This is a genomic window from Bittarella massiliensis (ex Durand et al. 2017), from assembly GCF_017566145.1.
GTDB lineage: Bacteria > Bacillota > Clostridia > Oscillospirales > Ruminococcaceae > Bittarella > Bittarella massiliensis_A.
Window position 1 is genome coordinate 74,841 of record NZ_JABFCL010000006.1, and the last position, 12,983, is coordinate 87,823.

Here is a 12,983-nt window from a genome sequence, read left to right on the forward strand (position 1 = left end):
TCGTCCGATATTTTACGAATCGTGTTTAGTATAGAAGAACTGATCGCCATAGTCAAGGGTAATGGCGTCATTTTTTTGCAGTTTTCCGGCCAACAGCTCCTCCGAGAGCATATCCTCCACGTGGGCGACAATGGCCCGGCGCAGGGGGCGGGCCCCGTAGACCGGGTCAAAGCCCACCGAGGCCAGCTGTTTGACCGCCGCCTCGGTCCAGTCCATCTGCACCCCCACGTTCTTCAGCCGCCCGGCCAGTTCGCCCAGCATGTTGCCGGCGATCTGCTCGATGTTTTCCTGGGTGAGTTTGGAGAAGACGATGATGTCGTCCACCCGGTTTAAAAACTCGGGGCGGAAGGTCTCTTTGAGCTGCTCCATCACCCGGGCCCTGACATCCTGTTCCAGGCTGTCGGCCACCCCGGAAAAGCCCAGACTCTGGCGCTTTTCGGTGATGAGCCGGGCCCCCACGTTGGAGGTCATGATGACCACGCAGTTGCGGAAGTTGACCTTGCGGCCCTGGCTGTCGGTAAGGGTGCCCTCGTCCATGATCTGCAGCAGCATGTTGAAGACGTCGGGGTGGGCCTTTTCGATCTCGTCAAAGAGGACCACGCTGTACGGGTTGCGGCGCACCTTCTCGGTGAGCTGGCCGCCCTCGTCGTAGCCCACATACCCCGGGGGCGAGCCGATGAGTTTGGAGACGGTGTGCTTCTCCATGTACTCGGACATGTCCAGCCGGATCATGGCGGTGTCGTCGCCGAAGAGGGCCTCGGCCAGGGCCTTGGTGAGCTCGGTCTTGCCCACGCCGGTGGGCCCCAAAAAGATAAAGGAGCCGATGGGGCGGCGGGGGTCTTTGAGACCGGCCCGCCCCCGGCGGATGGCCTTGGCGATGGCGGTGACCGCCTCGTCCTGGCCGATGACCCGCCGCTTGAGGATGTTTTCCATATCCAGAAGCCGCTCGCTCTCCTGCTTGGTCAGCTGGCTCACCGGCACCTTGGTCCAGAGGGAGACCACCTGGGCGATCTCCTCGGGGCCCACCTCATCGGACTTGTGGGTGTTGCCCTCCTCCCACTTTTTCTTCTGGGCGTCCAATTTCTCCTTGAGGGCCTTTTCCTGGTCGCGCAGGGCGGCGGCCCGCTCAAAGTCCTGGGCGTTGACTGCCGACTCCTTCTCGGCGGCCAGCTGTCCCAGCTGCTCTTCCAGCTCCCGCACGCCCTGGGGGGCGGTGTAGTTTTTCAGCCGCACCCGGGAACAGGCCTCGTCGATTAAGTCGATGGCCTTGTCGGGCAGGTAGCGGTCGCTGATGTAGCGGGTGGAGAGCTCCACCGCCGCTTCGATGGCCTCGTCGGTGATCTTGACCTTGTGGTGGGCCTCGTACTTGTCCCGCAGCCCCTTGAGAATCTCCACCGAGTCCTCCTTCGAGGGCTCCTCCACCGTCACCGGCTGGAACCGGCGCTCCAGGGCGGCGTCCTTTTCAATGTACTTGCGGTACTCGTCCAGGGTGGTGGCACCGATGACCTGAATCTCCCCCCGGGAGAGGGCGGGCTTCAGGATGTTGGCGGCGTCCACCGCCCCCTCGGCCGCGCCGGCGCCCATGATGGTGTGCAGCTCGTCGATGAAGAGGATGACGTTTTTGGAGGCGGTGAGTTCGGCAATGGCGTTTTTCAGCCGCTCCTCAAAGTCGCCCCGGTACTTGGTTCCCGCCAGCATCCCGGTCAGATCCAGGGTGATGACCCGCTTGCCCTTGAGAATCTCGGGCACCTCCCCGGCGGCGATCTTCTGGGCCAGCCCCTCGGCCAGGGCGGTCTTGCCCACCCCCGGCTCGCCGATGAGGCAGGGGTTGTTCTTGGTGCGCCGGGAGAGGATCTGGGTCACCCGCTCGATCTCCCGGTCCCGGCCGATGACCGGGTCCAGCAGCCCGTCGCGGGCGGCCTTGGTCAGGTCCTTGCCGTATTTGTCCAGTGTGGCGGTGCTCCCCTTTCCCCCCTTGGGGACGCCGGGCTCCACCGTCTCGCCGCCGTCGGCCGAGACCGACTCGGCGCACTCGCCGTAAAGGCGGTCGATGTCCACCCCGCACTGTTCTAGCAGCCGCACTGCCACCGAGTCCCGCTCGCTCAGCAGGGCCAACAGCAGGTGCTCGGTGCCCACGTAGTTGTGGCCCATCTTGCGGGCCTGGAGGATGGACAGCTCCAAGATCCGCTTGACCCGGGGGGTGAAGTCGCCCGGGGTGACGCTGGAGTGGATGCCCCGCCCCACCATCTCCACGATTTTTTGCTCCAAATCGGTGTAGGTGATCTCGCTCTCGGAGAGCACCTGCCCCGCCACCCCGGAGCCCTCTTTGATGAGCCCGGCCAGAATGTGTTCGCTGCCGATATAGGTGTGGCCCAGGTTCTGGGCCGTCTCGATGGCCATATTCAGAGCCGTATTGGCCTTTTCGGTGAATCCGCGAAATGAGTACATCATTTCATCCCTCCTCTATTCCCGCCCTGTAAGCGGGCGCTCTCGGCGGCCTAAGCCGCCCCTTTTTACTGGTTTCCCCGGTCTTTTGCCGGGGGCTGGCCCTGGCGGGCCCGTCTCTCCCGGCCCAGAATATCGCGCGCGATCTGGGCGCGGATGCGCTCGCGCTCCCGGGCTGACTGGGCCTCGGGGTGGGTGGCGGCGATGGAGTTGGCCCCCGTCTCCCCCAACAGGCGGGCGGCGGCAAAGAAGTCCAGCTGCTCCACCACCCCCTCGGCGATCCCCAGCCGCAGCTGGGAGACGCAGTCGATGACCTCCCGATGGGAGAGGAGCCGGGCGTTTTCCAGCACCCCCAGGGCGCGGTAGACCCGGTCCTCAAAGGCCAGGGGGTCCTCGGCGCAAAACTGGGCGCGCTGGCGGCGCTCCTCGGCGGCCAGCTGCCGCACCACCGCGGCCAGGTTGTCCCGCACCTGTTTTTCCGAGAGACCCAAACTCAATTGGTTGGAAATTTGGTAGAAGCTCCCCTCGGCCGAGGTTCCCTCGCCGTAGGTGCCCCGTATAGTTATGCCCAGTTTGTAGGCGCTGTTAATCAGGCCGCGCAGGTATCCCGAACGCTCCAGGGCCGGCAGGTGGACCATCACCGAGGCCCGCATCCCGGTGCCCAGGTTGGTGGGGCAGTGGGTCAGGTAGCCCCACCGCTCGTCAAAGGCGAAGTGCAGCCCCTCGTCCAGCAGATCGTCGAGCCGGTCGGCCAGCTGCCAGCACTCCTCGCAGCAGAGGCCTGCCCCCATGATCTGGATGCGCAGATGGTCCTCCTCACAGAGCATCACCGAGACCGTCTCATCGTCCGAGAGGAGAAGACCGCCCCCGGCCTTTGCCATCTCCAAGCTGATGAGGTGGCGCTCGACCAGGGCCATGCGGCGGTTCTGGTCGAGGGCGGCCACATCCACATAGCGCAGCTGCAACCCCTCGCCAAAGGCGGCGTTCTCCACCGCCGCCTGCACCCGCTGCATAAAGTCGGCCCGCTGCCGGGCGCTCATCAGGTCGGGGAAGGGCAGGTCGCCCACGTTGCGGGCCAGGCGGATGCGGCTGGAAATCACCACGTCCCCCTCGGGGCCCGACTGAAAATACCACTTTTCACCCATCACTGCTCCCCCTCCCCTCTCGCGCGCCCAGGCTGTTCCAGGGCGCGGATCTGGTCGCGCAGCACGGCCGCCCGTTCGAAGTTCTGGCTCTCAATGGCCGCCTGCATCTCCTCTTTGAGGGCGGCCAGCTCGGCCGACCGGTCCTGCCGGGGGGCCAGGTGGGCCGAGTGGGGAACTTTGCCCTGGTGGGTCAGGTTGCCGTGGATTTTGCCCACCATCCGCGCCACGTCCTCACCGAAGAAGCTGTAACACTGGGCACAGCCCAGCTTCCCCTTCTCGGCGATCTGCTCAAAGGTGCTGCCGCAGCCCGGGCAGCGCCGCCGCACCTGGGGGGTGTGCCCCTCGCCGAAGAGGGCCCCGGCGAGGATGCCCCCGCCCAAAAGGCCCATGTTGGCCATGCAGCTGGGGCAGAGGTGCAGCATGGTCTCCTGCCCGCCCGCCACCTGGCGGTAGCTGATCTGGGCCTGGTTTTTCTTGCAGATGTCACAGAGCATATCGCTTCCTCCTCACGTGTTGAGCAGCATGTTTTTAAACAGGGCCGCTCGCACCCTGTCTCGGCAGTCGGGGGGACAGGGGCGCAGGGTCTTGTCGGACACCGCCGAGAGCATCAGTCGGGCGGTGTCCTCGCTCAAGATCTCTCGCTGGGCCAGATTTTTTAAGAGGATGCGGGCGGTGTTCTCGTCCAGCGTCTCACCGATGGAGTTGACCACGTGCATGATGAAGTTCTGCGGCCCCACGGTGATGCGGGTGATGCGGATGTACCCCCCACCCCCCCGGCGGCTCTCGATGGTATAGCCCTGCTCCGGCGTAAAGCGGGAGGTGAGGACATAGTTGATCTGGCTGGGTACACAGCCAATTTCCCCGGCAAACTCGTTGCGCTGAATCTCGGCGGTGCCGTCCTGCTCCTCCATCAGCTGGAGGATGCGCTGGGTGATCAAATCGCTGATTTTCATCGTTCCCATTCCCCTTTCTGGTCCCTGGCTCTATTTCTATGCAGCATGAGCTGACTTTATCTGATCTTATAGAGCCAGTATACCCATAAGTCAGAAAAAGTCAAAGTTTCAAATTAGAAAAATACCTTCTGTAAACACCCGTTTCCGCAGTTACTCTCTGCTTTTCGGGCATTTGCGCAAAACAGGCAGGCGCCTAAGCGCCTGCCTGTTTTTTATCTGTTCTCAACAGCCCCGCCTTCTGCGGCCCCAGACGATGGCGGCCCCCAGACAGGCCCCCGTCAGACAGAGTCCTGCCGGCCAGGGCGGTAAAGCATCCCCCGTGTTGGGCAGCTGCTCTTCTCCGGGAAGCTGCCCTTCCCCGGGCAGTTGTTCCCCCTCTTCATCGGGGGGCTGTTGCCCCTCGGCGACGGCGAAGAGCACCCGGGCCGTCCCCGTCGAAAAGACTGCCTGCAGGGTGTGTTCCCCCGCCGCCAGCGATTGGACCAGGTCGGCGTTCAGAACAACGGTCTCCCCTCCGTCGGAAAGGGCGTACTGATGGGGGGCCAGCTCCTCCCCGTCGACCAACAGGGAGAGAAGCATCCCCTGCTCTGCGCGGAAGGTGAAAACCGCCGCTGTTCCCGGCGCCACCAACTGTCCCCCTCCCACCGCAATTTCGGGGACCGGAACTCTAGTCACCTGCAGGTGGGCGCTGTTGTATTGACAGACCGCGGTGGATATGCAGGTCTTCCCGTCTGCCGACCAGCTCAGCTGCGGCGGGCCGTAGCTGTGGTTGCCTTCATCCAGCTCGCCGTATGGGGCGCCGCAGACTGCGCAGCGCGCCGGGGCGCTGCAGGTGGCGACGCCGCCGCTGTGGGGGATGGGATCCGGCGACAGCGCGGCGGGATCATTGCTGTAAGAAAACTGGGCCGAGGCACAGGAGGAATAGCCCCTGTACACCTCTAAGCCGCCCAACACCGGCGACGCCTGATCGGCCAGGGATTGACCCCATACCGCCTCCCCTTCTCCCGTCCCGCCGGCGAGAAGGTAGGCCACCTCCCCCGAGGCGAACTGGGCTGCAGTTTTGCCCCCATCTGCCGAGGGGGCGGCAGCCAGGTAATAGCAGTTGTTTCCAGATGTGCCCGGCGCTATGCCGTGGCTCCACTCCGCAAAGCCGGGCGCCACCGACACCCCGCCCACACTGTGGCAGTTTTGCATCTCCTCTCCCTGAAAGTCGCCGCAGATGCCGCCGGCAAACCATTTGGCGGAAACCGCCCCGGCGTTGTAACAGTTTTCGATCCGCCCGCCCTGCTGTGGCCGGGATCTGCCACAAATGCCGCCCGCCGAGCTGTTTCCGGCGGACACGGCGGCACCGCTGTAACACCGCTGCACCAGCCCGTCGTTCGTGCCGCAGATGCCCCCGACAAAATCGGCGTGCCCAGACGATGTGACCGCACCGGTAACAGAGCAGTTTTCGACGGTGCCCTCGTTGATCCCGCAGATCCCCCCCACCTCGCTGGTGTCACAGCCAATGTCCACCCCGGTGAGGGCCAGGTTTTTCACCGTCCCGCCTGCGTTCACCCGCTTGAAGAGGCCGGTAGCGGAATAGCCTGTCTCCGGGTGGATGTACAGCCCGTCGACGGTGTGCCCCTGCCCGTCAAAAACGCCGCTGTACCCGGACCCAGAGGGCCCCGCAGAGAGCGGCACAAACGATTTGCCCGCCGGCATGGAAATGTCTGCCGTCAGCTTGGCGCCGGCCCCAATGTGCCCCTCGTCCTCTGCCAAATAGCCGGCAAACCAAAATAGGTTGCCCGCATTTTTAATCTCGAGCCAGTCGTCGCTGGGATCGCTTTCCGTCCCATTGTCCTGCCGCTCGGCGGGCTGAAACTGCCCTTCCGGCGCAAAGCCGTTCTCGTCATAGATGAGCACCGGCGTGTAGATCTTGACAAACTTGTAGTAATCGAGGGTGAGGCGGTCCAGCGAACTGCCGCTCAACTCCACCGCGCTGCCGCTGTCGCCCATGCTTCCCAGCGCCCTGCAGCCGGCATAGCTCCCAAAATCGAGCATCTGGGCAGAGAGGGCGGCCGCTTCCCCCTCAGCCTCCAACTGGCCGCCGTTGACGGCGACCCCCATCAGCGGGTTGTCCACCGCCACGCCATAGGCGCCGTCGCCGCGGGCCAAAAGGGTGATCGTCCCCCCGTTAACGGTGACCCCGCCGCCCGCATAGCCGGTGCGGGCAGCGGCGCAGAGCGCAGTGGGACAGCTCGCCTCCACCGTCAAGTTCCCCGAGCCGTCGATGACAATGCTCCCACCCGCGTAGAGGCCATTGCAGTCATACCTCCCGTCGGCAGCCGAAACGGCATTGGTCCCCAGCACCCGAAGGGTCAGATCGCCCTCGGCGTAGATCACCGCCGAATGGTAGGAGCCGCCGGTATGGGATTGGTGCAGATCGGCTCCGTTGAGCGTCAAAACACCGTCGTCGGCGCAGTAGCTGACGGTGGCCCCCACATCGGCCCCGCCCAGCACATCGGCAGCATTGGCCGAGGTGACCGCAATCCCGTCTACCCACAGGCCATAGGAAACGCCGCCGTCTGCCAGGGCCGTCACCGGCGCCGCCCCCAGCGCCAACAGCGCTGCCAGTAAAAGGGACAGCAGCCGTCCTCCCCTGTCTTTTCTCACAAAAAGGCCCCCTTTCGCTCTCGAAGGGGGTTCTCCCGCCCTCGAAACACAGCTGCCCCAGAGGGGGTTCCCCCAAGAGCAAGGCTTATTTGCCTTCTATCATGCCATATTTCGATGCTATGTTCAACTATTTTCAATGCATTTTGAGATATATTTTACACTTAATTCCCATCTTTGAGAACAGGTCGCTCTGTGCAAGCCCCTCCCTCACCATGTTTTGACCATCCTCACGTGGGGCCAGCCGTCCTCTGTAAAGGCTTCGCCCTGGGAAGTAAAGCCCGCCGCCTCGTAAAAGCCCGCCACCTGCACCTGGGCGTGCAGCAGCAGCGAATGGGCCCCCCTTTCGCGGGCCTTCCTCTCGGTCTCCTCCATCAGCAAAAGGCCCAGTTTCTGGCCCCGGCAGCTCTTCTTGACGCAGACCCGGCCGACGACGTACTGCCCCGCCTCTTCCCCGGGAAAGAGGCGGCAGACGGCCACCGCCTCGCCGCTCCGGCGGACGATCAGGTGGTATGCGGTGTCGTCCACCTCGTCCACCTCGATCTCGGCGGGAAAGTCCTGTTCGCAGGTAAAGACCTCCATCCGCAGGGCAAACCCGTCCTCCGCCCCCTCTTTGCCCCGGTGCCACTCGCACCGCAGAGCTTCGCTTTGCAGCTGTCTCGCCATCTTGTCGCCCTCCTCTTTTTTCCACAATTCCCCGCCATTATAGCACAAAAGGGACCCGTGGAAAAGGCGCGGGCGGCTTCACCCGACGGGGAGACCCAACCGCTCCCTCGCGGCGATATACTGGGCCACGGCGACAACATTTGAGATGTCCCGCTCATCCAGCCCGCGGACGGCGCAGAGCTCGTCTCAGAGCAGGGTGCTCCCCTCCACCGCAAAAAAGCCGGTGACCGTATCGACGCCGACGAGGGTTTTTCCACCCGCCCTTCCCCCGGGAACCGAGTCGCTGCGCTCCCCCTCGTACAGGGCCTTCCCCCATAGTACACGGGGCACTGTTTTTCTACCCCCGGCGGAGAATCCCCATGGGGGTCTGCTCGCTGCACTGGCCCAGGGGGTTATCTCGCAGCAGGGCGCGCAGATGCGCCCGGTCCATCCGCTGGTCAGAGACCCCCAAGATCTCGCCCCCCAGGTCGTTGAGGTCCACCACCGCCACTGCACAGCCCAAGGCCTGAGACAGCTCTTGGGCCACCCCGTCGGGGCGGAGGGGACCCAGCACCACGCAGCGGTTGTAGGGGGGCAGGGTGTTGGGGCAGGGCCCGTCAATGCTGGCCGCCCGGTACCCCGCCACCCGGTAAAACCAGCCCCGCTCCCCCAGCAGTTTTCCCACCGCCGAGACCGCCGCCGCCAGCAGGATGCGGGGGGTACCGCACTCCCGCAGGGCGCACTCCATGGTCTCGGGCATGGCCAGACCGATGCCGTAGGGGGTGCGGCGGACAAACCGGCTCAAAAAGCGGGCCAGGGGGCGGGGGCGAATCTCCTCCAGGGGGATGGCCCGCCGCTGGGCACAGGCCACCGCCTTCTCGGTGACAAAGAGGATGTCCCCCTTCTCGAGCAGCGGCCCAGCGCACCGGCGGGCCACCTGGACAATGTCGTTCCCCGCGGTGATGACAGGGGTGCGGATGCACAGGCGGCGGTACCGCATCCCCTGCCAGGTGATCCCCTCCTCTTTATCGGGATTGATGACGGTTCCCGCCACCGAGGCAGGGCGCTGCTCCCCCTTTTCCCCGTCTCTCGACTGGTTCTTTTCTCTCTCGTCCATCTCTCTCCTGCTCCTCTCGGCCCGGGCGGGCCCGTCTCTCTTTGACAAGATCCATTCTAGCGCCGGCGGCAGGGGGGTGTTTTGAGGGGAGGTGGAGAAAAAATAGAGAATGGATGGAGACTTTTTCAAGACTTGACAGAAAAGAGTGCGGGAGCGGCCATGCGTCGGAAGCGCCGGGAGGGCGTCAAAAGGGACGCCAACCCCTTCTACACGGAGAAATCAGCGAAAGGGCAACCGGTGTAGCGGCACCGAGAAGCCGCTGGGGGACAGGCGGAAGAGGTGGCGACACAGGGAAAACCGCAGTTAGATACGCCAATGCAAGAGAGGGGGCGGCCGCCCCTCCCGGCAACCGCCCGTCCCCTTTTATCTATTCTGCTCTGCCGGTTCCGAAAGCCCCCCGCCGGTTCCCGCCGGCAACTGGACGGTGAAGGAGATGCGCCCATCTCCGCTCTCGGCTCGAATTGTCCCCCCGTGGCGCTGCACAATGTCCCGGGCGATGGCCAGACCCAGTCCCGCCCCGCCGGTGGCCGTCTGCCGGGAGGCGTCGAGCCGGTAAAACTTCTCAAAAATCGCCTCTAGCTTTTCCTGGGGAATGTCGCCGGCGTTTTCAAAGCGGATCGATACCACATCTCCCGCCCGGCTGCCGAAGATGTGGATGTCGCTCCCCGGCGCGCCGTAGGCGACGGCGTTTTTGAGGAGGTTTTGAAAGACTCGGGCCATCTTGTCCGGGTCGACCCAGGCGCAGAGGGCGGAGGGGAGGTGCAACCTCGCCTGCCGCCCCCCGGCGGCCAGCTGGGGGTAGGCCTCGTCGGCCACCTGCACCAGCATACAGCACAGGTCCACCGGCTGGCGGGAGAGGGACTCCTGCTGCAGCAGGTCCCGGGTGATCTCGAAGAACTCCCCCACCAACCCCTCCAGGCGGCCGGCCTTCTCTAGGGCGATGCGGATGTACTTCTCCCGCTGCTTGGGGGGCATGTCCGGGGCCTCGTCCAGCAGGCTCAAATAGCCGATGACCGAGGTGAGGGGGGTCTTGATGTCGTGGGCCAGGTAGAGCACCAGGTCGTTTTTGCGGCGCTCGGCCTCCCGCTCGGCGGCGGCGCTGCGCTCCAGCTCGCCCTTGACCGCCCCCAGCTTCTCGGCCATGAAGTCCAATTCGGGCGAGAGGACCAGGTTCTCCCCCTTCCCGCCGGCCAGCCAATCCACCCCGGCGATGATCTCGTCAAAGTAGCCGGTAAACCAGCTCAGCAGCGCCCAGAAGAAGAGGAGGAAGAAGGCGACGATGGCCACCCCCAAAAAGATGTCCAGGTACTGGCGCACATGGTTGAAGTAGAGCCGGGCCGCGGTCTCCCAGTCGACCCCCAAATAGGTGCTGATGAGCCCGGCGATCCAGTTGCCGATCTTCCCCCGCCCGGCCGAGCGCAGCACCACCACCGTCACCACCGCCAGCAGGGCGATGCCCAGCACCCGCCCGAACACCTTTCCCATCATCTGCCGATAGGGCTTTTGCCGCCAGCTGTTACCCCTCAATTTTATACCCCACTCCCCACACCGTCTTGATGTATTTCGGCCGCTCCACCGAGTCCCCCATCTTCTCGCGCAGGTGGCGGATGTGGGTGGCGATGGTGTTTGTGTTCTTGGTAAAATAGGCCTCGCCCCAAATCTGGGCGAAGAGCTGTTCGGAACTGACCACCCGCCCCCGCTCCTCGCAGAGGATCTGCAAGATGGAAAACTCGGTGGGGGTGAGCACCAGGGGCTTTCCGTCGAGGGTGCACTCGTGGGTGCCGGGATCGACGGTCAGCCCGCCCCGCACCAGCAGCCCGTCGGGGCGGGCGGCGGCGGGGTTGTAGCGGGTGTAGCGCCGCAGCTGCGCCTTGACGCGGGCCACCAGTTCCAGCGGGCGAAAGGGCTTGGTGACATAGTCGTCAGCCCCCAGGGCAAAGCCGGTGATCTTGTCGGTCTCCTCCCCCTTGGCCGTGAGCAGGAGGATGGGAAAGGTGTGCTCCTCCCTGATCTGACGGCAGAGGGCGAAGCCGTCCCCGTCGGGGAGCATCACGTCCAGCACCGCCAGGTCGATCTTCTCCCCGGCAATGCAGGCCAGGGCGTCTTTGGCCCGGTAAAAGGTCCGCACCGCAAAGCCCTCGTTTTTCAAATACACCTCGATGAGATCGGCAATCTCCCGCTCATCGTCCACCACCAGCACCGTCTGGCCCATCTGCGCATCCCTCTTTCCTCCGTTTTCTCCATTGTACCAGAAAGGGGGAGGGGTATGGATTGAGAATTTCTGTGTTTTTGTAAAACGCGACCGCTTTCCCGGCGGGAGGAGTTTTTCGCATATCGGTTGCGCGGCGGGGAAAAATGGGGTATACTGGGAGTAAGAAAACAGCATTTCACAGCGACGACGGGAACTGCGGTCCGCGAATCCGCCCAGAGAGCCGGTGGTTGGTGCAAACCGGCGGGAAGGACGGGCCTTTCCACCCCCGAGCTGTCGGCGACGAGCCGAAGGCCGGTGCCCTTTACCGCACTGTCGAGAGGCCGCCCCGCAGGGGGCGAGCAATTTGGGTGGCAACGCGGAAGGAACGCCTTTCGTCCCAATAGCGCCGAGGGGGCGCTGGGGACGAGGGGCTTTTTTTGTTGCCCCACAGCTTTAAAAGAAGAGGAGAGAGAGCGATGCTGGACATCAATCTGCTGCGGCAGGACCCCCAGCGGGTCAAGGAGAACATCAAGAAAAAATTCCAGGAGGAAAAGCTGGTCCTGGTGGACGAGGTGGTGAAGCTGGACCGGGAGTTCCGGGAGGCCAAGTCCCGGGGAGACCTGCTGCGCAGCCAGCGCAACTCCATCAGCAAGGAGATCGGCGCTCTGATGGGCAAAGGGCTCAAGGAAGAGGCCGAGAAGACCAAGGCCAAGGTGGCCGCCATTGCCGGGGAGTTGAGCGAACTCAAGGCAAAAGAGGAGGAGCTGACCCAGCAGATCCGCGAGCGGATGCTGGTCATCCCCAACCTGATCGACGACTCGGTCCCCATCGGCAAGGACGACAGCGAAAACGTGGAGATCGAGCGCTTCGGCGAGCCGGTGGTGCCCGACTTTGAGGTGCCCTACCACGTGGACATCATGGAGGGGCTCGACGGCATTGACCTGGACAGCGCCCGGCGCACCAGCGGCAACGGCTTTTACTACCTCAAGGGGGACATTGCCCGGCTGCACTCGGCCATCCTCTCCTACGCCCGTGACTTCATGATCGACCGGGGCTTCACCTACTACGTTCCCCCCTTCATGATCCGCAGCAACGTGGTCACCGGGGTGATGAGCTTTGCCGAGATGGAGAACATGATGTACAAGATCGAGGGAGAGGACCTCTATCTCATCGGCACCAGCGAGCACTCCATGATCGGCAAGTTCATCGACACCATCCTCCCCGAGGCCGAACTGCCCCAGGCCCTCACCAGCTATTCCCCCTGCTTCCGCAAAGAGGTGGGCGCCCACGGCATTGAGGAGCGGGGGGTCTACCGCATCCACCAGTTTGAAAAGCAGGAGATGGTGGTGGTCTGCAAGCCCGAGGACAGCATGATGTGGTACGACAAGCTGTGGCAGAACACCGTCGACTTCTTCCGCAGCCTGGACATCCCGGTGCGCACCCTGGAGTGCTGCTCGGGCGACCTGGCCGACCTGAAGGTCAAGAGCCTGGACGTGGAGGCCTGGTCCCCCCGCCAGAAAAAGTATTTCGAGGTGGGCAGCTGCTCCAACCTGGGCGACGCCCAGGCCCGGCGGCTGAGCATCCGCGTCAAGGGGGCCGACGGGAAAAACTACTTCCCCCACACCCTCAACAACACGGTGGTGGCCCCGCCGCGGATGCTCATCGCCTACCTGGAAAACAACCTCCAGGCCGACGGCACCGTGGCCATCCCCCAGCCGCTGCGGATGTACATGGGCGGCAAGGACAAGCTGGGAAAATAGAGCGATCTGCCCGAGAGAGGGGCGCCGGACCGGCGCCCCTCTCTTTTTTTGCGGCGGCAACAGCCGCCTGCACAG

General features: G+C 64.1%; 11 protein-coding genes. 1 reads left to right on the forward strand and 10 read right to left on the reverse strand.

The window, feature by feature from the left end; genetic code table 11:
- Positions 1-12: 12 nt before the first annotated feature.
- From HJY11_RS08010 to vanR, 10 genes are all read right to left on the reverse strand, one after another.
- A complete protein-coding gene (locus tag HJY11_RS08010; protein WP_208075468.1) occupies positions 13-2,448 on the reverse strand; it encodes an ATP-dependent Clp protease ATP-binding subunit in 2,436 nt (811 codons plus the stop codon).
- Between the two features lie 65 nt (positions 2,449-2,513).
- Positions 2,514-3,590 carry an ATP--guanido phosphotransferase gene (locus tag HJY11_RS08015; RefSeq protein ID WP_243764346.1) on the reverse strand — a complete coding sequence of 359 codons (1,077 nt, stop codon included), beginning with the start codon at positions 3,588-3,590 and terminating at the stop codon, positions 2,514-2,516.
- Positions 3,590-4,084 carry a UvrB/UvrC motif-containing protein gene (locus HJY11_RS08020; RefSeq protein ID WP_208075470.1) on the reverse strand — a complete coding sequence of 165 codons (495 nt, stop codon included), beginning with the start codon at positions 4,082-4,084 and terminating at the stop codon, positions 3,590-3,592. The genes HJY11_RS08015 and HJY11_RS08020 overlap by 1 nt, the downstream gene beginning before the upstream one ends.
- Positions 4,085-4,096: 12 nt before the next feature.
- A complete protein-coding gene (locus HJY11_RS08025) occupies positions 4,097-4,543 on the reverse strand; it encodes a CtsR family transcriptional regulator (RefSeq protein WP_208075471.1) in 447 nt (148 codons plus the stop codon).
- A gap of 222 nt (positions 4,544-4,765) precedes the next feature.
- Positions 4,766-7,198, reverse strand: a complete 2,433-nt coding sequence (locus HJY11_RS08030) for a GLUG motif-containing protein (RefSeq protein WP_208075472.1) — start codon at positions 7,196-7,198, stop codon at positions 4,766-4,768.
- A gap of 207 nt (positions 7,199-7,405) precedes the next feature.
- Positions 7,406-7,861 (reverse strand): GNAT family N-acetyltransferase, encoded by a 456-nt coding sequence (locus HJY11_RS08035; protein ID WP_208075473.1) that lies wholly within the window; start codon positions 7,859-7,861, stop codon positions 7,406-7,408.
- Positions 7,862-8,047: 186 nt separating this feature from the next.
- Complete coding sequence (locus tag HJY11_RS08040) at positions 8,048-8,191, reverse strand: hypothetical protein (RefSeq protein WP_208075474.1); 144 nt, start codon at positions 8,189-8,191, stop codon at positions 8,048-8,050.
- Between the two features lie 7 nt (positions 8,192-8,198).
- Positions 8,199-8,957, reverse strand: a complete 759-nt coding sequence (locus HJY11_RS08045) for a coenzyme F420-0:L-glutamate ligase (protein WP_208075475.1) — start codon at positions 8,955-8,957, stop codon at positions 8,199-8,201.
- Positions 8,958-9,320: 363 nt separating this feature from the next.
- Positions 9,321-10,445, reverse strand: a complete 1,125-nt coding sequence (locus HJY11_RS08050; RefSeq protein WP_208075523.1) for a sensor histidine kinase — start codon at positions 10,443-10,445, stop codon at positions 9,321-9,323.
- A gap of 28 nt (positions 10,446-10,473) precedes the next feature.
- Entirely contained in the window at positions 10,474-11,169 is a 696-nt protein-coding gene (gene vanR, locus HJY11_RS08055; protein WP_208075476.1) for a VanR-ABDEGLN family response regulator transcription factor, read from the reverse strand.
- Between the two features lie 455 nt (positions 11,170-11,624).
- Between vanR and serS the strand changes: the two genes are divergently transcribed.
- The gene (serS, locus tag HJY11_RS08060) at positions 11,625-12,908 is read left to right on the forward strand and encodes a serine--tRNA ligase (RefSeq protein ID WP_208075477.1); all 1,284 of its coding nucleotides are present in this window, start codon (positions 11,625-11,627) and stop codon (positions 12,906-12,908) included.
- Positions 12,909-12,983 lie beyond the last annotated feature (75 nt).